At 70.6% G+C, this 20429-nt stretch carries 21 protein-coding genes; 12 read left to right on the top strand and 9 right to left on the bottom strand.

Annotation, left to right across the window (positions count from 1 at the left end; translation table 11 throughout):
• The first annotated feature begins 19 nt into the window (after positions 1 to 19).
• The 7 genes from ACODT0_RS07615 (at position 20) to ACODT0_RS07585 (ending at position 6047) form a co-directional block, all read left to right on the top strand.
• The gene (locus ACODT0_RS07615; RefSeq protein WP_057590707.1) at positions 20 to 409 is read left to right on the top strand and encodes a hypothetical protein; all 390 of its coding nucleotides are present in this window, start codon (positions 20 to 22) and stop codon (positions 407 to 409) included.
• 54 nt (positions 410 to 463) lie between these two features.
• A complete protein-coding gene (locus tag ACODT0_RS07610) occupies positions 464 to 1384 on the top strand; it encodes a 2-hydroxyacid dehydrogenase (protein ID WP_479670920.1) in 921 nt (306 codons plus the stop codon).
• 90 nt (positions 1385 to 1474) lie between these two features.
• Positions 1475 to 2224 (top strand): IclR family transcriptional regulator, encoded by a 750-nt coding sequence (locus ACODT0_RS07605; protein ID WP_057590709.1) that lies wholly within the window; start codon positions 1475 to 1477, stop codon positions 2222 to 2224.
• Positions 2221 to 2613 carry a cupin domain-containing protein gene (locus ACODT0_RS07600; protein WP_057590710.1) on the top strand — a complete coding sequence of 131 codons (393 nt, stop codon included), beginning with the start codon at positions 2221 to 2223 and terminating at the stop codon, positions 2611 to 2613. The genes ACODT0_RS07605 and ACODT0_RS07600 overlap by 4 nt, the downstream gene beginning before the upstream one ends.
• Positions 2614 to 2638: 25 nt before the next feature.
• Positions 2639 to 3649 (top strand): Bug family tripartite tricarboxylate transporter substrate binding protein, encoded by a 1011-nt coding sequence (locus ACODT0_RS07595; protein ID WP_057590711.1) that lies wholly within the window; start codon positions 2639 to 2641, stop codon positions 3647 to 3649.
• A complete protein-coding gene (locus tag ACODT0_RS07590; protein ID WP_431510542.1) occupies positions 3646 to 4881 on the top strand; it encodes a CaiB/BaiF CoA transferase family protein in 1236 nt (411 codons plus the stop codon). Before ACODT0_RS07595 ends, ACODT0_RS07590 begins: the two co-directional genes overlap by 4 nt.
• A complete protein-coding gene (locus ACODT0_RS07585) occupies positions 4878 to 6047 on the top strand; it encodes an acyl-CoA dehydrogenase family protein (RefSeq protein WP_489040984.1) in 1170 nt (389 codons plus the stop codon). Before ACODT0_RS07590 ends, ACODT0_RS07585 begins: the two co-directional genes overlap by 4 nt.
• A 3-nt stretch (positions 6048 to 6050) precedes the next feature.
• Here ACODT0_RS07585 and ACODT0_RS07580 read toward each other — a convergent pair whose 3' ends face one another.
• The 5 genes from ACODT0_RS07580 to ACODT0_RS07560 are packed head-to-tail and all read right to left on the bottom strand — an operon-like array spanning position 6051 to position 10917.
• Positions 6051 to 7016 (bottom strand): Bug family tripartite tricarboxylate transporter substrate binding protein, encoded by a 966-nt coding sequence (locus ACODT0_RS07580; RefSeq protein ID WP_489040983.1) that lies wholly within the window; start codon positions 7014 to 7016, stop codon positions 6051 to 6053.
• Positions 7017 to 7063: 47 nt separating this feature from the next.
• Entirely contained in the window at positions 7064 to 8014 is a 951-nt protein-coding gene (locus tag ACODT0_RS07575; protein WP_057590714.1) for a Bug family tripartite tricarboxylate transporter substrate binding protein, read from the bottom strand.
• Positions 8011 to 8817, bottom strand: coding sequence for a citryl-CoA lyase (locus ACODT0_RS07570; RefSeq protein ID WP_489040982.1), 807 nt, complete (start codon positions 8815 to 8817; stop codon positions 8011 to 8013). The genes ACODT0_RS07575 and ACODT0_RS07570 overlap by 4 nt, the downstream gene beginning before the upstream one ends.
• Positions 8814 to 9728, bottom strand: a complete 915-nt coding sequence (locus tag ACODT0_RS07565) for a dioxygenase family protein (protein ID WP_057590716.1) — start codon at positions 9726 to 9728, stop codon at positions 8814 to 8816. The genes ACODT0_RS07570 and ACODT0_RS07565 overlap by 4 nt, the downstream gene beginning before the upstream one ends.
• A gap of 40 nt (positions 9729 to 9768) precedes the next feature.
• Positions 9769 to 10917 carry a CaiB/BaiF CoA transferase family protein gene (locus ACODT0_RS07560; protein WP_489040981.1) on the bottom strand — a complete coding sequence of 383 codons (1149 nt, stop codon included), beginning with the start codon at positions 10915 to 10917 and terminating at the stop codon, positions 9769 to 9771.
• 142 nt (positions 10918 to 11059) lie between these two features.
• Here ACODT0_RS07560 and ACODT0_RS07555 point away from each other — a divergent pair, with 142 nt between their 5' ends.
• Positions 11060 to 11965 carry a LysR substrate-binding domain-containing protein gene (locus tag ACODT0_RS07555; protein ID WP_057590789.1) on the top strand — a complete coding sequence of 302 codons (906 nt, stop codon included), beginning with the start codon at positions 11060 to 11062 and terminating at the stop codon, positions 11963 to 11965.
• A gap of 135 nt (positions 11966 to 12100) precedes the next feature.
• Complete coding sequence (locus ACODT0_RS07550) at positions 12101 to 13021, top strand: hydroxymethylglutaryl-CoA lyase (RefSeq protein ID WP_057590718.1); 921 nt, start codon at positions 12101 to 12103, stop codon at positions 13019 to 13021.
• Between the two features lie 6 nt (positions 13022 to 13027).
• Here ACODT0_RS07550 and ACODT0_RS07545 read toward each other — a convergent pair whose 3' ends face one another.
• From ACODT0_RS07545 to nirB, 4 genes are read right to left on the bottom strand one after another with little or no spacing between them, the layout of a single operon-like run.
• Positions 13028 to 14773 (bottom strand): bifunctional protein-serine/threonine kinase/phosphatase, encoded by a 1746-nt coding sequence (locus ACODT0_RS07545; RefSeq protein ID WP_489040980.1) that lies wholly within the window; start codon positions 14771 to 14773, stop codon positions 13028 to 13030.
• A gap of 10 nt (positions 14774 to 14783) precedes the next feature.
• A complete protein-coding gene (locus ACODT0_RS07540) occupies positions 14784 to 15596 on the bottom strand; it encodes a formate/nitrite transporter family protein (RefSeq protein WP_057590720.1) in 813 nt (270 codons plus the stop codon).
• Between the two features lie 49 nt (positions 15597 to 15645).
• Positions 15646 to 15987 (bottom strand): nitrite reductase small subunit NirD, encoded by a 342-nt coding sequence (nirD, locus tag ACODT0_RS07535; RefSeq protein WP_057590721.1) that lies wholly within the window; start codon positions 15985 to 15987, stop codon positions 15646 to 15648.
• Positions 15988 to 16010: 23 nt separating this feature from the next.
• Positions 16011 to 18539 (bottom strand): nitrite reductase large subunit NirB, encoded by a 2529-nt coding sequence (nirB, locus tag ACODT0_RS07530; RefSeq protein WP_489040979.1) that lies wholly within the window; start codon positions 18537 to 18539, stop codon positions 16011 to 16013.
• Between the two features lie 393 nt (positions 18540 to 18932).
• Here nirB and ACODT0_RS07525 point away from each other — a divergent pair, with 393 nt between their 5' ends.
• From ACODT0_RS07525 to ACODT0_RS07515, 3 genes are read left to right on the top strand one after another with little or no spacing between them, the layout of a single operon-like run.
• Positions 18933 to 19433, top strand: a complete 501-nt coding sequence (locus ACODT0_RS07525) for a YbaK/EbsC family protein (RefSeq protein ID WP_057590723.1) — start codon at positions 18933 to 18935, stop codon at positions 19431 to 19433.
• Positions 19430 to 19693 carry a DUF1289 domain-containing protein gene (locus tag ACODT0_RS07520; RefSeq protein ID WP_057590724.1) on the top strand — a complete coding sequence of 88 codons (264 nt, stop codon included), beginning with the start codon at positions 19430 to 19432 and terminating at the stop codon, positions 19691 to 19693. Before ACODT0_RS07525 ends, ACODT0_RS07520 begins: the two co-directional genes overlap by 4 nt.
• Complete coding sequence (locus ACODT0_RS07515; protein ID WP_479670911.1) at positions 19690 to 20334, top strand: 2-hydroxychromene-2-carboxylate isomerase; 645 nt, start codon at positions 19690 to 19692, stop codon at positions 20332 to 20334. The genes ACODT0_RS07520 and ACODT0_RS07515 overlap by 4 nt, the downstream gene beginning before the upstream one ends.
• Positions 20335 to 20429 lie beyond the last annotated feature (95 nt).

The following is a 20429-nucleotide window of genomic DNA, read 5'->3' as shown; positions in this document are numbered from 1 at the left end:
CCCACCGAGTGACGCAACCATGACACCCGAACTGCAAGCCCTGAAGGACAAGACCCTCGCGAGCATGGTCGACTACATGCGCAACGACGAGGAGGACCCGGACCACGATCCCGAATTCGATCCCGGCTACACGCAGGCCGAGGTCGACCGCTGCGCCGAGATCGTCGACGAGTACCTCGCGACGCTGACGGCGATCGACGAGGCCTCGGAGGCGAAGCGCGACGCCGCGATCCTCGCGGCCGTCGAGCGCGTGGTGCTGCAGCTCAACCGCCTCAACGAGGACAGCGAGGGCAGCCTGATCGAGACCGACCAGCGCGAGGACCTGTGCGAGCTGATCATCGCGGCCGCGAGCCATGCGGGCCTGGAGACCGAGGGCGAGGACATCACAGAGGAATGGCGCGAGTGGTGACGCGGGCCGCCTCGGCGACGGCGACGTTCGCCGTGCGCGCCTAAGATTCGCTCCATGCGAATCACCGTCTACCTCACCGACAACCGTCCCGACCCCTGGATCGAAGGCCTGAAGGCCGAACTGCCCGACGCCGAGATCGAAGCCTGGCGCCCCGGCGCGCCGCAGGCCGACCATGCGGTCGTGTGGGCGCCGCCGCAGCAGTTCATCGACGAGCAGCCCGCGCTGCGCGGCATCTTCAACATCGGCGCCGGCGTCGACGCGCTGCTCAAGCTCCGCATTCCAACCGGCACGCGCATCGTGCGGCTCGACGACGCGGGCATGTCGGTGCAGATGGCCGAGTACGTGTGCCACACGCTGATCCGCCACTTCCGCGAGTTCGATGCCTACGAGGCCGATGCGCGCGAAGGCAAGTGGAGCTACCGCCGGCCCAAGGCGCGCAGCGACTTCCCGGTCGGCATCATGGGCCTGGGCGTGCTCGGCGAACGGGTCGCGAAGGCGGTCGCGCAGTTCGAGTTCCCGGTGCTGGGCTGGAGCCGCTCGCCCAAGCAGATCGAGGGCGTGCGCGTGTTCAGCGGCGAGGCGCAGTTCGACGAGTTCCTGTCGTCCACGCGCGTGCTGGTCAACCTGCTGCCGCTGACCGAGGCCACGCGCGGCATCCTCAACCGCGAGACGCTCGGCAAGCTGCGGCCCGAGGGCTACCTGATCAGCATCGCGCGCGGCGCGCACCTGGTCGAGGACGACCTCATTCCATTGATCGACGGCGGCCAGCTCGCGGGCGCCACGCTCGACGTGTTCCAGGTCGAGCCGCTGCCGGCCGACCATGCCTTCTGGCGCCATCCAAGAATCGTCGTGACGCCGCACGGCTCGGCGCGCACGCTGCGCGAGGAGTCGATCGCGCAGATCGCCGGGAAGATCCGCGCGATGGAGCAGGGGCTGCCGATCGCGGGCGTGGTCGATCCGGTGCGCGGCTACTGAGCCAGCGCCCCCTTCCGTCGCCCGCCGGAATGCACCGCGGGCAGGGGAAACCCTGGGGCAATAATTTTTCACAAGCATGAAAATATTTTCATGACTGTGAAAACTGCCTTCCGGGTGATCGAGATCGTCGAGCTCTTCGCTCGCGAGAAGCAGCCGCTCGCGCTCTCGGAGATGGCGCGCCTGCTCGACATGCCGGTGTCGAGCTGCCTGGGCCTGATCCGCACGCTCGAGGAGCAGGGCTACATGTACGAGACCGGCCGGCGCCAGGGCTACTACCCGACCGGCCGGCTGCTCGCGATGGCGCAGGTCATCGCGGCGCACGACCCGGTGCTCGACCGCGTGAAGGCCACGCTCGAGGAGCTGCGCGACGCGGCGCGCGAGACGGTGGTGTTCGGCAAGTTCCGCGACGCCGGCCAGGTGGTCTACCTCGAGGTGCTGAGCGCGCCGCAGAGCATCCGCTACACGGCCGAGTCGGGCGAGACGCGCCCGGCCTACGCCAACTCCATCGGCCGCGCGCTGCTGTCCACGCTGGCGCCCGACGCGCGCCGCCTGCTGCTCGAGGGCATGGTGCTGGCGCCGCTGACCGAGGCCACGCTGACCACGGTCGAGGCGATCGAGGCCGAGCTGCAGCGCTCGGCCACGCGCGGCTGGTACGGCAACCTCGGCGAGAGCATTCCCGACCTGATCGGCCTGGCCTGGCCGCTGCGCATCGGCGGCGAGGCCTATGCGATCTCGGTCGCCGGCCCGCGCTACCGCATGGAAGCACGCATCGAGGAGATCGCCGCGATGCTGCGCTCGGCCTGCCTCGCGATCGAACCCAAGACGGAGAACCCCCGATGACGACCGCCGCCGCCCCCCGCTATTTCGTGCGCGAAGCCGAGATCGAGGGCTACCACCCCGCCAACCACACGGGCACGCTCAACAAGCGGCTGATCGGCCCCGAGACCGTGGGCGCGAAGCAGCTCGAGGTGCTGGTGGGCCACATCCAGAAGGGCAAGGGCGCGCTGCCGCATGCGCACCCGGGCATCGAGCAGGTCTGCTACCTGCTCGAAGGCCGCGCGGTGGCCGAGGTCGGCGGGCAGCGGCAGGAGCTGCACCCGGGCGACAGCTGTTTCTTTCCGGCCGACGCGATGCACACCTTCACGGTGGTGAGCGACGAGCCGGTGCGCGTGCTGGTGATCTACAGCCCGCCCTACGAGGAATCGCCGGAGCGCGTGATCCGGCCCTGACCACAACCACCCGGAGACAACCACCATGCAGACGAAGAACGCGACAGAACCGGTCGCGGTGGCGCAGCGCCGCCGTTTCATTGCCATCGGCGCCGCCGCCGGCCTCGTGGGCGCCGCGCCCTGGGCCTTCGCGCAGGACGGCTATCCGAAGCAGCCGATCAAGATGATCGTGCCCTTCGCGGCCGGCAGCGGCACCGATGCGGTGGCGCGCATCACGGCGCAGATGCTCGGCGAGGCGCTCAAGGGCTCGGTGATCGTCGACAACCGCGCGGGCGCCAACGGCGTGATCGCGGCCGAGCTCGTGGCCAAGGCGCCGCCCGACGGCTACACGCTGTTCATGACCACCAACACCACGCACTCGGCCAACCCGAGCCTGATGAAGTCGCTGCCCTACGACCCGGTGAAGGACTTCGCGCCCGTGAGCCGCATGGGCAACCTGCCGTTCATGCTGGTGGTCAACAACGAGCTGCCCGTGAAGAACGTGGCCGAGCTGCTGGCCTGGGGCCGCGCGCATCCGGGCAAGCTCAGCTACGCGAGCGGCAACAGCACCGGCATCGTGAGCGGCGCCACGCTCTCGCGCATGAGCGGCGTGCCGATGCTGCACGTGCCCTACAAGAGCACGCCGCCGGCCATCGCCGACCTGATCGGCGGGCAGGTGTCGATGATGGTGGTCGACCTCGCGGCCGGCCTGGCGACGGTGAAGGCCGGCAAGATGCGCGCGATCGCGGTCACCACGCAGGAGCGCACCCAGCTCTTTCCCGAGCTGCCGCCGCTGGCCGACACGCCCGAGCTCAAGGGCTTCGACATCACCTCGTGGAACGGCGTGTTCGCGCCGGCCGGCACGCCGCGCGACGTGGTGCAGAAGCTCAACAAGGTGCTCGCGGCGATGGCCAACGGCGCGGCCTTCCGCGAGCGCGTGAGCAAGCTGGGCTTCGATGCCTTCGGCAGCACGCCCGAGGAACTGGGCGCGTTCACGGTGGCGGAACTCGCGAAGTGGAAGAAGCTGATCCAGGCCGCGGGGATCCAGCCCGAATGAGCGAGTCGCCCGCCGCCACCGGCCCGCTGCAGGGCATCCGCATCCTCGACCTCACGGCGGTGGTGATGGGGCCCTATGCCACGCAGACCCTCGGCGACCTCGGCGCCGACGTGATCAAGGTCGAGCCGCCCGGCGGCGACAACCTGCGCGCCGTCGGCCCGATGCGCCATGCGGGCATGGGCGCGATGGCGCTGCACCTCAACCGCAACAAGCGCTCGATCGTGCTCGACCTCAAGCAGCCCGAGGGCCGCGAGGCCTGCCTGCGGCTCGCGGCCGGCTGCGACGCGCTGATCTACAACACGCGGCCGCAGGCGATGGCGCGGCTCGGCCTGGGCTACGAGGCGGTGGCCGCGGTCAACCCGAAGATCGTCTACCTCGGCGCCTTCGGCTATGGAGAAGACGGCCCCTATGCCGGCAAGCCCGCCTACGACGACCTGATCCAGGGCGCGGCCGGCGTGGCCTCGCTGTTCGCGCAGCAAAGCGGCGGCGAGCCGCGCTACGCGCCCGTGACCCTGGCCGACCGCGCGGTGGGCCTGCAGGCCGCGATCGCGTTGCTCGCGGCCGTGCTGCATGCGCAGCGCACGGGGCGCGGCCAGGCGGTCGAGGTGCCGATGTTCGAGGCGCTGTCGCAGTTCGTGATGGGCGACCACCTCGGCGGCCACAGCTTCGAGCCGCCGCTGGGCCCCACCGGCTACGCGCGCCTGCTGGCCGCGCACCGCAAGCCCTACGCCACGGCCGACGGCCACCTCGGCGTGCTGATCTACAACGACAAGCACTGGCAGGCCTTCTTCGCATTGATCGGCCGGCCCGAGCTGCGCGACTCGCCGATGTTCGGCACCCACACCGCGCGCGCCGCGAACATCGGCGCGGTCTATGCGTTCGTGGCCGAGGTGATGGCCACGCGCGGCAGCGAGGAATGGATCGCGCTGCTCGAGGCGGCCGACATCCCGGTCGCGCGGCTGCACAGCACCGAGAGCCTGCTCGACGATCCGCACCTGCGCGCCGTCGGCTTCTTCCCCGAGCTCGACCATCCGAGCGAGGGCCGCATCCGCACGCTCGCGCCGGTCGGCCGCTACGGCGCCACGCCGGCCTCGATCCGCCGCCCGGCGCCGCGCATCGGCGAGCAGAGCGTGGAGCTGCTGCGCGAGGCCGGCTATGCCGAGGACGCGATCGCCGGGCTGCTCGCGCGCGGCGTCACCCTGCAACCGGATCCCGCGAAGGACAGCGAATGAATTTCTCCCTCAATGACGACCAGCGCTCGCTGGTCGCGGCCATCGAACGGCTGTGCGAAGACTTCCCCGCCGAGTACTGGCGCGAGCACGACGACCGCGCCGAGTTTCCGCACGAGTTCCACCGCGCCGTGGCCGCGAGCGGCTGGCTCGGCATCGCCATGCCCGAGGCGCAGGGCGGCGCGGGCCTGGGCATCGTCGAGGCGGCGCTGATGATGCGCGCCATCAGCGCCTCGGGCGCGGGCATGTCGGGCGCGTCGTCGGTGCACATGAACATCTTCGGCCTCAACCCGGTGGTGGTGTTCGGCAGCGAGGCGCAGCGCCAGCGCTTCCTGCCGCCGCTGATCGCGGGCCGCGAGAAGGCCTGCTTCGCCGTGACCGAGCCCGACGCGGGGCTCGACACCACGCGGCTGAAGACGCAGGCGTTGCGCCAGGCCGACGGCGGCTACCGGCTGCACGGCCGCAAGATCTGGATCTCGACCGCGCAGGTGGCCGACCGCATGCTGATCCTCGCGCGCACCACGCCGCTCGAGCAGGTGAAGAAGCCCACGCAGGGCCTCACGCTGTTCTACACCGCGCTCGACCGCGGCAAGGTCGAGGTGCGCGAGATCCACAAGCTGGGCCGCGCGGCGGTCGACTCGAACATGCTGTTCATCGACGGGCTCGAGGTGCCGGAGGAGGACCGCATCGGCGAGGAGGGCCGGGGCTTCGAATACATCCTGCACGGGCTCAATCCCGAGCGCATCCTGATCGCGGCGGAAGCCATCGGCATCGGCCGCGCGGCGCTGCGCATCGCCTCGCAGTACGCGCAGGAGCGCGTGGTGTTCGGCCGGCCGATCGGCCAGAACCAGGGCGTGGCGCATCCGCTCGCGCGCGCCTGGGCCAACCTCGAGGCGGCCGACCTGATGATGCTCAAGGCCGCCACGCTCTACGACGCGGGCGAGCCCTGCGGCATCGAGGCCAATGCCGCCAAGTACCTCGCGGCCGAGGCCGCGCACGACGCCTGCCAGAACGCGGTGCTCACGCTCGGCGGCATGGGCTATGCGAAGGAATACCACGTCGAGCGGCTGCTGCGCGAGAGCTACATCCCGCGCATCGCGCCCGTGAGCCCGCAGATGATCCTGAACTTCATCGCCGAGAAGGCGCTCGGGCTGCCGAAGTCCTACTGAGCGTCAGTCGACGCGGATGTTCTTCGCCTTCACGATGCGGCTGTAGATCTCCGCGTCGCGCCGCAGCGCCGCGGCCATCTCGGCCTGCGTGAGTCCCAGCGGCTCGCTGTTGAGCTCGCGGATGCGCTTCGCGAGATCGGGGTCCTTGCTGGCCTCGATCATCACGGCGTTGAAGCGCTGCTGGATCGCCGCCGGCGTCGCGGCCGGCGCCCAAAGGCCGTGCCACGAGGTCATCGTGAGGCCCGGCACCACCTCGGCGAGCGTGGGCACCTCGGGCATGGACGGATGCCGGCTCGGGCCCGAATAGGCCAGCGCCTGCACGCGGCCGCTGCTGATCAGCGGATAGCCGGTGGCGATCGGCTCCATCACCGTGTCGACCTGGCCGCCGATCACGTCGGCCACCGGGCTCGCTCGGTAGGGCACGTGCAGCATGTCGGTGCCGGTCTCGTCCTTGAGCCATTCCACGATCAGGTGCGAGGGACTGCCCGCGCCGTAGGAGGCATGCGAGATCGAGCCCGGCTTCGCCTTCGCGGCGGCCAGCAGTTCCTTGATCGACTTCGCGGGCAGCTTCGGGCTCGCGATCAGCACCAGTCCCTGCCGCATCGTGGTGGCGACCGGCACCAGGTCCTTCTGCGGATCGAAGGGCAGCCTGGCGTAGATGTAGGGGTTGATCGTGAACGCGGTCGAGAGGTTGTAGAGGAAGGTGTAGCCGTCGGGCGGCGCCTTGGCCACGGTGTCGGAGGCGAGGTTGCCGGCCGTGCCCGGCTTGTTGTCGATCACCACCGGCACGCCGAGCTGCTTGCCCATGTAGTCGCCGTAGAGCCGCGCGAAGATGTCCGGCGGCGTGCCGGGCGCGAAGCCCACCACGATGCGGATCGGCTTGCCGGGCCAGGCCGTGCCCTGGGCCAGGGCGAGACTGCAGGCCAGGGCGAGGAAGAGGCCGGCCAGCCATTGGAATCGGGTGCGCATGTCTGTCTCCTGTCGCGGGAGGTTCCGCTCTTTTTTTATCGAACCGATCAATCGACCTGCGCGCCCGAGCGCTGCACCGCCTCGCCCCACTTGGCGATCTCGGTGCGCGCGAAGGCGTCGAGCTGGTCGGCATTCATCTCGGCCTGCTCGATGCCCTGCTGCGCGAGCTTCTCGCGCACCTCGGGCTGGGCCAGCACCTGGCGCGTGGCCTCGCGCAGCCGGTCGCGCTGCGCGGCGGGCATGCCGGCGGGCGCGTACAACATGAACCAGGCGACGAGGTCGAAGTCCTTCACGCCCTGTTCCATCAGCGTGGGCACCTCGGGCGCGGCGGCGCTGCGCTTCGCGCCCGAGGCGCCGATCGCGCGCAGCTTGCCCGCGCGCACCTGCGGCAGCACCGCGGCCGGGTGATAGAACATGAACTGCACGTTGCCGGCCATCAGCTCGGTCATGGCCTGCGCGCCGTCGCGGTAGGGCACGTGCATGAAGCTCTTGCCGAGCCGCACGTTGAGCAGCTCGCCGGCCAGGTGGCCCGAGGTGCCGTTGCCGGCCGAGGCGAAGTTCACGTTGCCGCTCGCGTTGCCCAGGTCGGCCACGCGCTTCCACGGCGAGCCGGCGGGCACCACCAGCAGCGTGGGCGTGGCGCCGATGAAGCCCAGCGGCACGAAGTCGCGCAGCGGCTGGTAGCTCAGCCGCTTGTAGAGCGAGGGGTTGATGGCGTGCGTGCCGACCGTGCCCAGCAGCAGGGTCTGGCCGTCGGCGCCGGCGCGCGCGACCTGCTCGCTGCCGATGGCGCCGCCCGCGCCGGGCTTGTTCTCGACGATCGCGCCGGTGCCGAGCTGGCGGCCCAGCGCGTCGGCCAGGATGCGGCCGACGATGTCGGTCGAGGTGCCGGCACCGAAGGGCACGACGATCTTCAGCGGCCGTGCCGCGCCCGGCGCCTGCGCGAGCGCCGCGCCCGTGGCCAGCAGCGCGCCGGCCAGCAGCAGGCGGCGCTTCATGCCGCGCTCCCGAAGCCGGCGGGCAGCTCGCCCTCGTACTGCAGCTCGCGCGTGGCCTGGTAGGACAGCGCGAAGCCGCTCGGCGTCTCGGCCTCCTCGGCCAGGTGCGCGATCAGTCCCGCGGTGCGCGCGAGGATCGGCACGCCGCGCAGCGAGGCCACCGGGAAGCCCACGCCCAGCAGCACGGCCGGGATCGCGGCCGAGACGTTCATGCGCAGTTCGCGGCCCACGATGGCGGGGATGGCGCGTTCGAGCGCCTGCGCGATCTGCACGTAGCGCAGGTCGGCGCTGGCCTCGGTCGCGACCTCGATCAGCCGGTCCACGCGCGGATCGTTGGCCTTGTGCAGCGGATGGCCGTAGCCGGGGATGGCCTGGCGGCCTTCCTTCAGTGCGCGGATGGTGTCGGCCGCCACGGCGTCGAGCGCCTCGCCCGCGTCGACGCGCGCCGCCACGCCGGCGAACAGCCGGCCCGCGGTCTCCGAGGCGCCGAGGATCACCGAGCCGCAGCCCAGGATGCCCGCGGCCACCGCGCCCTGCAGCGCATCGGGCGCGGCCGCGAAGGTCATGCGGCTGGCTTGCACGCTGGGCACCAGGCCGTGCTCGGCGATCGCCACCAGCGTGGCGTCGAGCACCGCGCTGCAGGCGGCATCGGGACGGCGGCCGGTGAGCAGCAGGAAGAAGTAGTCCGAGAACGAGACGCGGCCGATCAGGTCGCGGCAGAGGTCCTGGCCGCGCACGACGATGGTGTGTTCGTCCGAGGTGCAGATGGCGGTGCGCGGGACGGTGGATTTGCCGATTTTCATGGGAGGGTGTTCGCGGTGGCGGGTTGCAGATGGAAGTCGTAGTGCGCGGACCAGTACGGCTGCTCGAGCGCGCGGCCGTCGGGCGCGCGGCCCGGCGCATGGGCCTCGAAGTCGACGACGAGGCTGGGCCGCACGCCGAACACCGCGTCGGAGTCGATGTAGGGGCTGCCCGCGACGAACAGGTGCGTGGTCACCGGCACGTGGCCCTCGGCCGCCACCTTCATGTGGATGTGGCCGGGCCGGTTCGGATGGCGGCCCATGCCGTCGAGCATGCGGCCGACCGGGCCGTCGACCGGCACCGGGTAGTACGAGGGCTTGATCGACCAGAACCAGTAGCGGCCCTCGGCATCGGTGCGGATGCGCGCGCGCGCCGCCATGCCCGCGCCCTCGACCTGCATGTCGTAGACGCCTTCGCCGTCGCCCGACCAGATGTCGAGCAGCGCGTTCGCGAGCGGCTCGCCGCGCGTGTCGCTGACGCGGCCGCTGTAGAAGGCCGGTTCGCCGCGCACGCCCGGCGCGATGTCGGCGCCCAGCGGCAGCTCGGGCGCGCCATCCCAGTAGTAGGGGCCCTGCACGGTGGCCTCGGTGGTCTCGGTCGCGGGCAGCGCCTCGCCGTTCCTGCCGGCGCGCGCGGCGGCGCGCAGCTGGTCGAGCATCACCACCATCATCGACGCGCCCAGCGTGTCCGACAGCAGGATGAACTCCTGGCGCTTGTCGTCGCAGGCCTGGCCGACGGCGGTCAGGAACTCGATGCCGGCCATCCATTCGTCGGGCTGCAGGTCGACCTCGCGGATGAAGGCATGCAGGTGCTCGATCAGCGACTGCATGATGCGCGCGAAGCGCGGGTCGGCCGCGCCGTCCAGGCGCTGCAGCGCGGCCCGGGTCAGTTCGTCGGCGTTCGATGGGGTCATGGGGCTTGTCTCCGTTCTTTTCTTCTGGGGTGGGAATGCGTCAGCGCTGCCGCAGGCGCCGGCGTATGGGTTCGACGATCGCCGCGTTGTCGGCGCCCAGCACCGGCGGCGCCGTGACCTCGAGCGCGCGCGCGCCGTCGAAGCTCACGGGCGAGCGGATGGTGCGCCAGTCGCCGCCCTCGGGATGGGGCGCGCTGACCTCGAGCTGCAGGTGGCGCGCCTGCGGGTCCTCCATGGCCTCGCGCGTGTCGTACATGGGCGCATGCGGCACGTCCTCGGCCTCGAGCCGCGCGCACCAGTCGGCGCGCGTGCGCGCGCGGAACAGGCCGTCGAGCAGCGCGATCAGGTCGTTCTGGTGCGCGATGCGGCCCTCGCGCGTGGCGAAGCGGGCGTCCTGGAACAGCTCGGGCCGCTCGATCGCGTTGGCCAGGCCCTGCCAGAACTTCTCGGGCGAGGACATGTGCAGCGCGATCCACAGGCCGTCGGCGCACTCGAGCACGTACGACTGCGAGACGCTGGGCCGGCTGAACGGACCCATGATCTCGTTCTCGGAGAAGTAGTGCGTGAAGGCGTCGAGGTTGAAGTGGCACATGGCCTCGAGCATCGAGACCTCGACCTTGCGGCCCTGGCCGGTGCGCCCGCGCTCGACCAGCGCGCCGAGCACGCCGTAGGCCGCGTAGAAGCCGGTCATCGCGTCGGCCACGGCCGGGCCCACCACGCGCGGATTGGCCGGGTTCACCAGCAGCTTGAGGAAGGCGCTGGCCGCCTGCGCCACCGTGTCGTAGGCCGGGCGCGCCGCGGCCGGGCCGGTCTGGCCGAAGCCGCTGATGGCGCAGTAGATCAGCCGCGGATTGAGTTCGCGCAGCCGCGTCTCGCCCGCGCCCAGCCGCTCGGCCGCGCCGGGGCGGAAGTTCTGGATGTAGACGTCCGAGTCCTTCACCAGCTCATCGAACACCGCCGCGTCCTCGGCCAGCTTGGGGTTGAGCGTGACGCTGCGCTTGTTGCGGTTGTAGGTCTGGAAGTGCGGGCTGTAGAGCCCGCCGCGGAACGAACGGAACGGATCGCCGCTGCCGGGCTGCTCCACCTTGACCACCTCGGCGCCGAGGTCGGCCAGGAACATGCCGGCCGCCGGCCCGGTGATGAACGTGCCTTGCTCCAGCACCTTGATGCCGCTGAGGACCTTGTGCACTCGTGTGTCTCCTGCTGTCGTGTCGTGTCATGCCCTCGCGGGATGGGAGCGAACTCTATGCAGGCGGCCCGTTTTTTAACAATGATGGTTTTGCATGGATACCATCGACGGCATCGATCGTTCGACGCAACGGAAGGCCTCCATGGAACTGCGGCACCTGCGCTACTTCAGCGCCCTGGCCGGCTCGCTCAACTTCACGCGCGCGGCCGAGCGGCTGCACGTCACGCAGTCCACGCTGTCGCACCAGATCAAGCAGCTCGAGGAGGAGCTGGGCCGGCCGCTGTTCGACCGCATCGGCAAGCGCGTGGCGCTGACCGAGGCCGGCGAGGCCTTCCTGCACCACGCCACGCGCGCGCTGCAGGAGATCGACCGCGGCCTCGGCGCGCTGCGCGAGGACCCGCAGGAGGCGGCCGGCGAGCTGCGCATCGGCTCCACCCACACCTTCAACCTCGGCTTCATTCCCGACTGCATCGCGGGCTTCCAGCAGCGCTATCCGCGCGTGCGCGTGAGGGTCGACGAGCTCGCGGCCGACCTGATCGGCCAGCGGCTGCAGCAGGGCACGCTCGACCTCGGCATCGCCTACCGCCCGGCCCAGCCCGGGCCGCTGCAGTTCGAGCCGCTCTACAACGAGGAGATGGTGCTGGTGGTGGCGCACGGCCATCCGCTGGCGCGGCGCAAGCGGCTGCGCATGGTCGAGCTGCACCGGCTGCCGATGGCGCTCTTGCCCGCGAGCTTCGCCACGCGGCAGATGCTCGACGAGTGCTTCCGCTCCTGCGGCGCCGAGCCGCAGGTGGTGGCCGAGATCAACACGCTGGCGCCGATCATGGGCCTGGTGGCGAAGACGCGGCTCGCGGCCATCGTCTCGGCCAATGCGGTGCTGCCGAACTCGGGGCTCGCGACCGTGCGGCTCGAGAGCCCGACGCCGGTGCGCACGCCCGGCATGCTGTGGGCACCGAAGGCGCGCGAGGCGGCGCCCACGCGCGCCTTCGCGGCCATCGTGCGCAAGATGGCGTTCCGCACCAGCATGCTCGAGCGCAGCGACGGCTAGCCAACGACTGGCACCATTTGCAACCGCTGTGGCGCGCATTGCTACCTTCCGCGCCTTGTGTACCAGGCAGGCCGGGCCCATCTGCCGGACAATGGATTTTGCTTTTCCATCCTCCCGCGACACCAGAGACAAGCCATGAAACTCCCCACCCGCGTCCAGATCGTCGACGTCGGCCCGCGCGACGGGCTGCAGAACGAGAAGCAGCCGGTTTCGGCCGAGACCAAGATCGGCCTGGTGCACCGGCTGCAGGACGCCGGCCTCGAGGAGATCGAGGTCACCAGCTTCGTGAGCCCGAAGTGGGTGCCGCAGATGGCCGACAACGCCGAGGTGATGCACGGCATAAAGCGCAAGCCCGGCGTGCGCTACTCGGTGCTCACGCCCAACCTGAAGGGCTTCGAGGCCGCCATCGCCGCGCCGCGCGAGGAATGGCCCGACGAGATCGTGGTGTTCGGCGCCGCCAGCGAGGCCTTCAGCCAGAAGAACATCAACTGCTCGATTGCCGAGAGCATCGAGCGCTTCGCGCCCGTGGTGGCCGCGGCGCTCGACAAGGGCATCCGCGTGCGCGGCGCGATGTCGTGCACGGTCGGCTGCCCCTACGAAGGCGAGATCGCCCCGGCCAAGGTCGGCTACCTCGCGCAGCTGATGAAGGGCATCGGCGTGCAGCGCGTCGACGTGGCCGACACCATCGGCGTGGGCACGCCGCGCAAGGTGCAGGCGGCGATGGAGGCCACGCTGGCCCACTTCGGCGTCGACGCCATCTCCGGCCACTTCCACGACACCTACGGGCAGGCGCTGGTCAACACGCTGGCGGCGCTCGAGCTGGGCGTGTGGAACTTCCAGTCCTCCTCGGCCGGCCTCGGCGGCTGCCCCTATGCCAAGGGCGCGACCGGCAACGTGGCGACCGAGGACGTGGTCTACATGCTGCACGGCATGGGCATCGAGACCGGCATCGATCTCGACAAGCTGATCGACGCCGGCGTCTACATCAGCGAGGCGCTGGGTCGCGAGCCGAACTCGCGCGCCTCGAAGGCGATCCGCACCAAGCGCGCGGGCTGAGCGCCGTCAGCGCCCGAAGGCGCGCAGACCGAGCAACACCACCACCGCCACGGCCAGCAGCACCGTGGTGCATTGCCAGAACAGCACCGGCCGGCGCTCGATCAGCGCCGGGATTCGCGCGCGCAGGAACTCGGCGCCCGGTGACCGCAGGTCGTGCGCGAACTCCGACACCGCCTGCTGCCGCTTCGCGGGCTGCGGATGCAGCGCCTTCTGCAGCACCGCGTCGACCCAGGCCGGCAGCTCGGGCCGGAACTGGCGCAGCGGCACGTAGCGCAGGCGATGGGCATCGGCCGCGCTGCGGATGCGCGAAGCCTGCAGCCCGTAGGGCAGTTGCCCGCTCAGCATGCGGTAGGCGATCACGGCCAGCGAGAACAGGTCGGAGCGCGCCGTGCCGCCCTGGCCCGTGAAGTACTCGGGCGCGGTGTACTGCAGCGTGCCCTCGATCGCGAGCGCGCGCGGCTCGCCGCCGCCGTCGTCGAGCCCGGCCACGTGGGTGGCGCCCAGGTCGATCAGCTTGACCGTGCCCGCGCGGTCGATCATCGCGTTCTCGGGCCGCAGGTCCTGGTGCAGCATCTCCTTGCCGTGCATCGCCTGCAGGCCGCGCGCGAGCTGCGCGACGATGGCGCGCACGCTGTCGAGCGAGGGCCGCGGATGGTCGACCATCCACTGTGCGAGCGTCTGGCCCTCCACGTATTCCATCGCCACGAACAGGTGGCCGCGCGTGCGTTCCAGCGGCCAGGCCTTGAGCACGTGCGGGCTGTCGATGCGCCGCGCCACCCATTCCTCGAGCACGAAGCGGTCGAGGTAGGCGGCGTCCTCGCGCAGGTCCACCGAGGGCAGCTTCAGCACCGCGGGGCGGCCGCTGGCGTCGTCGGTGGCGAGGTAGAGATGGCTGCGCGAACTCAGGTGGATCTCGCGCACCAGCGTGAAGCCCTCGAAGCGGTCGCGCGGCGCCAGCGCTGGCGGCAGCGCGAGCCCTTCGCGCTCGAGCGGCCGCGCCGGCGCATCGGGCGCGGGCAGCTCGTCGATGCGCAGCAACTGCACGGTGGCATCGTCCTGGCCGCCGCGCGCGCGGGCGATCTGCACCAGGCGCAGTGCGGCCGCGTCGAGGTCGCCGGCGCAGCGCGCCAGTGCGTCGTTGACGGCGGCGGCATCGAGGTGCGCATGCGCGCCGTCGGTGGCCAGCAGGTAGACCTCGCCGGCCTCGGCCTCCCAGCAGCGGTAGTCGATCTCGACGTTGGGGCCCGCGCCCAGCGCGCGGCCCAGGTACGACTCCACCGACGAGACATGCACGCGGTGGTCGTCGGTGAGCTGCTCGAGCGCGCTCGCGTGCACGCGGTAGATGCGCGCATCGCCCACGTGCAGCAGGTGCAGCTCACGGCCCTTGAGGATCAGCGCGCTGAAGGTGCAGACGTAGCCGCTGTCCTTGTCGAAGCGCGCGTCGCTGCGCATGGTCTGCGCATGCAGCCAGGAATTGGTGGCGCCCAGCACGCGCTGCGCCGCGCGGCGCACCGACCAGGCGTCGGAGGTGGCGTAGTAGTCCTCGAGGAAGCCGCGCACGGCGGCCGCACTCGCGACCTGGCTCACGCGGCTCGAGCCGATGCCGTCGGCCAGCGCGAGCGCGATGCCCTTGGCGGCGCGCAGCGACCCCTCGGGCAGCATCGCGCCATGGAAGTCCTGGTTGACCGCCGACCCGACGCCGGCCAGCGAGTGCTGGCCCAGCGTGACGCGCGGCGGGCGCCCGGCGGCCATGGGCGCGCGATCAGCCCGCGACGCGCTTGGGCGCCGTCTTGTAGTGCGTGGCGTAGAGCGTGAGGCCGACGAAGCTCAGGCCGCCGACCAGGTTGCCGATCACCGTGGGCAGCTCGTTCCAGATCAGGTAGTCCATCAGCGTGAACTTGCCGCCGAGCATCAGGCCGGTGGGGAACAGGAACATGTTGACGATGGAATGCTCGAAGCCCATGTAGAAGAAGATCATCACCGGCATCCACATGCCGATCGCCTTGCCCGAGACGGTGGTCGACATCATGGCCGCGACCACGCCGGTCGACACCATCCAGTTGCACATCACGCCGCGGATGAACAGCGTCAGCATGCCGGCCGCGCCGTGCGCGGAATAGCCGACCGTGCGGCCCTCGCCGATGTGGCCGAGCCGCTCGCCGATGGCGTTGGGCGCCTCGCTGAAGCCGAAGGTGAAGATGATCGCCATGAACACCGCGACCGTGAGCGCGCCCGCGAAGTTGCCGACGAACACCAGGCCCCAGTTGCGCATCACGCCGCCCCAGGTGGCGCCGGGGCGCTTGTCGAGCACGGCGAGCGGCGCCAGCGTGAAGACGCCGGTCAGCAGGTCGAAGCCCAGCAGGTACAGCATGATGAAGCCGACCGGGAACAGCATCGCGCCGACCAGCGCATTGCCGGTGTTGACCGTGATGCTGACCGCGAAGGCCGCGGCCAGCGCGAGGATGGCGCCGGCCATGAACGAACGGATCAGCGTGTCGCGCGTGGACATGAGCAGCTTGGATTCGCCGGCATCGACCATCTTGGTGACGAACTCGGCGGGGGCTAGATAGGCCATGGGGATCCTTGGGGAGAAATGAAATGCCGGGGAAGAAGGGGGATGAGGCTCAGGCCAGCGCGACCAGCACGCGGCCCTCGTGCTCGCGCACCGCATGCGCGCGCACCGAGTGCTCGGGCGCCTCGAGGCATTCGCCGCTGCGCAGGTCGAAGTGGTTCTTGTAGAGCGGCGAGGCGACCACGACGCGGTCGCCGAGGCTGCCGACCAGCCCGCGCGAGAGCACGCTGGCGCCGGCCTTCGGGTCGACGTTGTCGATGGCGTAGAGCGTGGCCTCCCGGCCGACGCGGAAGATCGCCACGTGCACGCCCTCGACCAGCGCGCACACGCCGGTGTCGGGCAGGATGTCGGTGGCCGCGCACACGGCGGTCCAGTGCAGGTCTTGCTGGGTCATGGGGCTTCCTCTTTCGTTGTGCTTCAGGCCATCGAGACGTCGGCCGCCTCGCTGCGCTCCTCGGCGCGTGCCGGCCGCTTCTGGCCGCGCTCGCTCACGAACACGATGTGCTCGTCGGGCTTGTCGCTGTTGACGAAGGAGCGGAAGCGCTGGCGCGTGGCCGGGTCGTTGACGGCGGTCTTCCACTCGCACTGGTAGGTGTCGACCACGGCCTGCATCTGGGCCTCGAGCTCGGCGTGCAGGCCCAGCGTGTCCTGCAGCAGCACGCCCTTGAGGTAGTCGAGGCCGCCCTCGAGACTCTCGCGCCAGGTGCTGGTGCGCTGCAGCCGGTCGGCGGTGCGCACGTAGAACATCAGGAAGCGGTCGATCAGGCGGATCAGCTCGGCCTTCGACAGGTCGCTCGCGAGCAGCTCGGCATGGCGCGGCTTCATGCCGCCGTTGCCGCAGACGTAGAGGTTCCAGCCCTTGTCGGTGGCGATCACGCCCACGTCCTTGCCCTGCGCCTCGGCGCATTCGCGCGTGCAGCCCGAGACGCCGAACTTGATCTTGTGCGGCGCGCGCAGGCCCTTGTAGCGGTTCTCGAGCTCGACCGCGAGGCCCACGCTGTCGTCCACGCCGTAGCGGCACCAGGTCGAGCCGACGCAGCTCTTCACCGTGCGCAGCGACTTGCCGTAGGCATGGCCCGACTCGAAGCCGGCCGCGATCAGTTCCTCCCAGATCGCGGGCAACTGCTCGACGCGCGCGCCGAACATGTCCACGCGCGCGCCGCCGGTGATCTTGGTGTAGAGGCCGTACTTCTTCGCCACCTGGCCGACCGCGATCAGCCCGTCGGGCGTGACCTCGCCGCCCGGCATGCGCGGCACCACCGAATAGGTGCCGTCCTTCTGGATGTTGCCGAGGAAGTAGTCGTTGCTGTCCTGCAGCGCGGCCAGGTCCTTCTTGAGCACGAACTCGTTCCAGCACGAGGCGAAGATGCTCGCGGCCACGGGCTTGCAGATGTCGCAGCCCAGGCCCTTGCCGTGCCTGGCGAGCAGGTCGGCGAAGCTGCGGATCTCGCCCACGCGGATCAGGTGGTAGAGCTCCTGGCGCGAATAGGGGAAGTGCTCGCAGAGGTGGTTGTCGACGGCCATGCCGCGCCTGGCCATCTCCATCTTCATGACCTGCGTGACCAGCGGCACGCAGCCGCCGCAGGTGGCGCCGGCCTTGGTGCAGGCCTTCATCGCGGCCGGGGTGCAGGCGCCCTGGCCCACGGCCTCGCAGATCCGGCCCTTGCTGACGTCGTTGCACGAGCAGATCTGTGCGCTGTCGGGCAGGGCCTCGACGCCCAGGCCCGGCTTGGCCTTGCCGTCGCTCGAGGGCAGGATCAGGAATTCGGGGTCCTCGGGCAGCGCGATGCCGTTGAGCGCCATCTGCAGCAGGGTGCCGTATTCGGCGGCATCGCCCACCAGCACCGCGCCGAGCAGCAGCTTGCCGTCCTCGCTGACGACGATCTTCTTGTAGACCTTCTTGCGCTCGTCGATGAACTGGTAGGCGCGCGACTTCGGCGTCCTGCCGTGCGCATCGCCGATGCTCGCCACGTCCACGCCCATCAGCTTGAGCTTGGTGCTCATGTCGGCGCCGGTGAAGGCGGCTTCCTGCTCGCCCGCGATGTGGCGCGCCGCCACGCGCGCCATGTCGTAGCCGGGCGCGACCAGGCCGAAGGTCTGCTCGTTCCACGAGGCGCATTCGCCGATCGCGTAGACGTTGCGGTCGCTGGTGCGGCAGTGGTCGTCGACCGCCACGCCGCCGCGCGGACCCACGGCCAGCAGGCACTGGCGCGCGAGCTCGTCGCGCGGGCGGATGCCGGCCGAGAACACGATCATGTCGGTCTCGAGGTAGCTGCCGTCGGCGAACACCATGCGGTGGCGCGCGGCGGCGCCGTCGACGATCTCCACCGTGTTGCGGCCGGTGTGCACGTGCAGGCCCAGCGCCTCGATGCTCTCGCGCAGCGCGCGGCCGCCGCCTTCGTCGACCTGCACCGCCATCAGCCGCGGCGCGAACTCCACCACGTGGGTCTCGAGGCCCATGTCGCGCAGTGCCTTCGCGCATTCGAGGCCGAGCAGGCCGCCGCCCACCACCACGCCGCTGCGCGAGCGCGCGCCGCATTCCTTCATCGCCTCGAGGTCCTCGATGGTGCGGTAGACGAAGCAGTTGGGCCGGTCGCGCCCGGGTACCGCGGGCACGAAGGGGAAGGAGCCGGTGGCCAGCACCAGCTTGTCGTAGCCCACGACCTCGCCGTCGGCCGTGGTGACGGTGTTGTTGCGGCGCTCGACCGTCACCGCGCGCGCGGCCAGGCGCAGCGTGAAGCCGCTGCGCTCGAAGAAGCCGGGCTCGACCAGCGAGAGGTCTTCGGCCGTCTTGCCCGCGAAGAATTCGGACAGGTGCACCCGGTCGTAGGCCGGCCGGGGCTCCTCGCACAGGACGGTGACTTCCGCGCCGGGAATGCCGAGCGCATGGAGCTGCTCGAGGAACTTGTGGCCGACCATGCCGTGGCCGATGACTGCGATTTTCATGCTGAGGTCCTGCGGGGGCAGCCGGTCCTCGAGGGCGGGCCACCAAGGCTGTCGGGCGACAGCGGCAGGAGGCCTCCGCGACGGAACGGATGCGAGTAATCGGATGGACAAACGAATCCGGCGGCTCATCGCCATCGGCTCGTTCGAACCCCGCCGTCGTTAGCGGAGGCACTGCGGACCCACCCAGGCCGGGAGGTCCGCGACGAGGTTCAGCAATATCCATGCCGCCCCAAAAGACCGGCCGCGGCCCGCGCGTGCACCGGAATCGCACCCGAATCGGCGCGGCGGCGGTGCCGCGTTCTCCGCATTGGTGCGGTGCCGCAGGCTTTTTCGTATGCTCGGGAGCCTGCAACGCGGGGCACGCGCCCCCACGAACCTCCGAAGACCCAAGCCATGTGCGGCTCCGAACTCCATTCCCTTCCCGACGGTGTCCAGCGCGTTGCGCGCGTGCTCCAGGACGCCGGCCATCCGCATGCGCCGCGCATGCTCGACGACGCCTGCCGCACCGCGCAGCAGGCGGCCGACGCGCTCGGCATCGCGGTCGGCCAGATCGCCAAGAGCATCATCTTCCGGCGCAAGAGCGACGAGGTCGCGGTGCTGGTCATCACCTCGGGCGACCGGCGCGTCGACGAGAAGAAGGTCGATGCGATCGTCGGCAAGACCGGCCGCGCCGACGCCGACTTCGTGAAGGCGCGCACCGGCTTCACCATCGGCGGCGTGTCGCCCGTGGGCCATGTGACCAAGCCGGTGGTGCTGATCGACCGCGAGCTGTTCCGCTTCGAGGAGATCTGGGCCGCCGCGGGCCATCCGCACGCGGTGTTCCAGCTGCGCCCGCACGACCTCGAGACGCTCACGGGCGCACCGGTGGCCGACGTGGTGGTGGCCGCGGCGTGAACGTCGCCGAAGCGCAGGCCCTGGCCGACCGCGCCGCCGACCTGCGCGAGCGGGCCGAGCCGGTGCCCTCGCCCTGCAGCTCGGTGTGCCGCATGGACCGGCTCAGCGGCTTCTGCGAGGGCTGCCTGCGCACCATCCCCGAGATCGCGGGCTGGAGCCGCATGGAGGACGACGAGCGGCGGCAGGTCTGGCGCGCGATAGAGTGGCGGGCCCGGGCCGGCATCTGGCGGGCGCCGGCCATCGGAGACATCGACGCATGAAGCACATCGACTTCTACCTGGACTTCATCTCGCCCTATGCCTACCTCGCGTTCGAGCAGCTGCCGCAGGCGCTCGAGGGCCTGAGCTGCAGCGTGGACTACCGGCCGGTGCTGCTGGGCGCGGTGCTCAAGGCGCACGGCCAGCTCGGGCCGGCCGAGATTCCCGCCAAGCGCGGCTGGACCTACCGCCACGTGCTGTGGCTGGGCCACCAGCACGGCATCGAGATCGCGATGCCGGCCTCGCACCCCTACAACCCGCTCGCGCACCTGCGGCTTGCGCTCTCCACCTCCGACGACGGCCGCGTGAGCCGGCTGGTGGCCGAGACCGTTTTCCGCCACGTCTGGCGTGGCGGCCTCGAGGCGGCCGACCCCGCGCGGCTGGCCGCGCTCACCGCGCAATTGCAACCGCGTCGCGATGCCGGCAGCGACGAGAGCAAGGCCCTGCTCCAGCGCAACACCGCGGACGCGATCGCGCTCGGCGTGTTCGGCACGCCGGCCTATGCGGTCGACGGCCGGCTGTTCTGGGGCTTCGACGGCCTCGCGATGCTGCGCGCCTATCTCGCGGGCGATGCCTGGTTCGACGGCCCGCAATGGGCCGAGGCCGACCAGCGTCCGGCCCTGCTGCGCAGCAGCAAAAACTGAGCATCTTCAGCAGCCACGCTGCATTTCTTACAGGCTGAAACGGGCGTCAAGGGTTTCACCTTAATCCGTAAGCGCCCGTTCAGTTTCGCGAAAGG

The sequence above is a fragment of the Variovorax sp. FG153 genome (assembly GCF_057809595.1).
This window is presented reverse-complemented; position numbering and strand designations above follow the sequence as displayed.

Bases quoted from the DNA above. Each gene is read 5' to 3' on its own strand.
- ACODT0_RS07615 (WP_057590707.1), top strand. From the start codon at position 20: ATGACACCCGAACTGCAAGCCCTGAAGGACAAGACCCTCGCGAGCATG.
- ACODT0_RS07610 (WP_479670920.1), top strand. From the start codon at position 464: ATGCGAATCACCGTCTACCTCACCGACAACCGTCCCGACCCCTGGATC.
- ACODT0_RS07605 (WP_057590709.1), top strand. From the start codon at position 1,475: ATGACTGTGAAAACTGCCTTCCGGGTGATCGAGATCGTCGAGCTCTTC.
- ACODT0_RS07600 (WP_057590710.1), top strand. From the start codon at position 2,221: ATGACGACCGCCGCCGCCCCCCGCTATTTCGTGCGCGAAGCCGAGATC.
- ACODT0_RS07595 (WP_057590711.1), top strand. From the start codon at position 2,639: ATGCAGACGAAGAACGCGACAGAACCGGTCGCGGTGGCGCAGCGCCGC.
- ACODT0_RS07590 (WP_431510542.1), top strand. From the start codon at position 3,646: ATGAGCGAGTCGCCCGCCGCCACCGGCCCGCTGCAGGGCATCCGCATC.
- ACODT0_RS07585 (WP_489040984.1), top strand. From the start codon at position 4,878: ATGAATTTCTCCCTCAATGACGACCAGCGCTCGCTGGTCGCGGCCATC.
- ACODT0_RS07580 (WP_489040983.1), bottom strand. From the start codon at position 7,016: ATGCGCACCCGATTCCAATGGCTGGCCGGCCTCTTCCTCGCCCTGGCC.
- ACODT0_RS07575 (WP_057590714.1), bottom strand. From the start codon at position 8,014: ATGAAGCGCCGCCTGCTGCTGGCCGGCGCGCTGCTGGCCACGGGCGCG.
- ACODT0_RS07570 (WP_489040982.1), bottom strand. From the start codon at position 8,817: ATGAAAATCGGCAAATCCACCGTCCCGCGCACCGCCATCTGCACCTCG.
- ACODT0_RS07565 (WP_057590716.1), bottom strand. From the start codon at position 9,728: ATGACCCCATCGAACGCCGACGAACTGACCCGGGCCGCGCTGCAGCGC.
- ACODT0_RS07555 (WP_057590789.1), top strand. From the start codon at position 11,060: ATGGAACTGCGGCACCTGCGCTACTTCAGCGCCCTGGCCGGCTCGCTC.
- ACODT0_RS07550 (WP_057590718.1), top strand. From the start codon at position 12,101: ATGAAACTCCCCACCCGCGTCCAGATCGTCGACGTCGGCCCGCGCGAC.
- ACODT0_RS07545 (WP_489040980.1), bottom strand. From the start codon at position 14,773: ATGGCCGCCGGGCGCCCGCCGCGCGTCACGCTGGGCCAGCACTCGCTG.
- ACODT0_RS07540 (WP_057590720.1), bottom strand. From the start codon at position 15,596: ATGGCCTATCTAGCCCCCGCCGAGTTCGTCACCAAGATGGTCGATGCC.
- nirD (WP_057590721.1), bottom strand. From the start codon at position 15,987: ATGACCCAGCAAGACCTGCACTGGACCGCCGTGTGCGCGGCCACCGAC.
- nirB (WP_489040979.1), bottom strand. From the start codon at position 18,539: ATGAAAATCGCAGTCATCGGCCACGGCATGGTCGGCCACAAGTTCCTC.
- ACODT0_RS07525 (WP_057590723.1), top strand. From the start codon at position 18,933: ATGTGCGGCTCCGAACTCCATTCCCTTCCCGACGGTGTCCAGCGCGTT.
- ACODT0_RS07515 (WP_479670911.1), top strand. From the start codon at position 19,690: ATGAAGCACATCGACTTCTACCTGGACTTCATCTCGCCCTATGCCTAC.